1 protein-coding gene is annotated in these 972 nt (G+C 53.9%); it reads right to left on the bottom strand.

Features of this window, described 5'->3' with window-relative positions:
- On the bottom strand, window positions 1-972 hold a 972-nt coding region (locus tag CWE07_RS14260), incomplete at both ends, for a TolC family protein (RefSeq protein ID WP_133307012.1).

Raw genomic sequence — 972 nt, 5'->3', positions numbered from 1 at the left:
GGGTTGGCATCAGGGCATGTATGGTCGCCACCGCTGCTAACTGATTTGCCATGGCTCGGCGGTGTGCCAAGGCGAAACTAAGCCACTCCTGTTGACTCGTAATAACGTCCGTAAAGCTGGCGCTTCCGCTTTGATAATTGCTTAAACTGCTAGCCACCGCTTGTTCGGCACGACCAATTAAGACGTCACCATAAAGCACGCGATTGCGCTCAGCATCCTGCCATTGGTAAAGCGCCATACTCAGCTCAGCCTGAATCGCCAGCTCACTGGCCTCCAGCTCGTGCAGCCCTGAGGCTAAGTCAGCCTCTGCAGCCTCTCGTTGCGCCCGGTAATTGGCACGCCAAATCGGTAGTGAAACCGACAGCATGCCTGCCACCGTATCCGAGGCCATGTCGGTATTCATATACTCGGCCCCAATCATCAGGCGTGGTAACCCAGATGTGTTAGCGATATCTTGCGCGACCACCAAACTCTTCACTTCCGCACGCAACGCCAATAAAGCAGGATTGTTTTCTTTGAGCTGTTCGTATAATTCATCGGGCGGCGCTGGTAAGTGCGCGAACTCTCGATGCGAGACCTCCAGCGCATAGTCACCGTGCAGCTCAGCTCGCGCGTCACGACCAAGCGCTGAATTCAGTCGAGCTCGTTGTGAAAACCGCATCGCTTGCAGGTTGTCGTATTCGCTACGCGCCTCATCCAGCGCGTTTTGCGCTCGCAATAGATCGGCCATAGCAACATCGCCAGCGGCATAGCTTTGCTCAGCGATGCTGGAGAACTGCTCCAGTAACTGCACTAGATCTCGCTGCAGAGCCTGGTTCTCCAACACATACAAATATTCACTGAACGCCTGTACGACATTGGCTGCAATCTCTGCTCGGACTTGGGTTAAGCGAGCCTTAGCAGCAAGCTCGCTGCTTTTTGCTTGCTCAATGCTCATTCCCCGACGGTTAAAAATAGGGATTTCTTGTGAAA

The sequence above is a fragment of the Aliidiomarina maris genome (genome assembly GCF_003987335.1).
Classification (GTDB): domain Bacteria; phylum Pseudomonadota; class Gammaproteobacteria; order Enterobacterales; family Alteromonadaceae; genus Aliidiomarina; species Aliidiomarina maris.
Note: the sequence above shows the minus strand (reverse complement) of the source record. Positions and strands in the feature narration are given on the sequence as shown.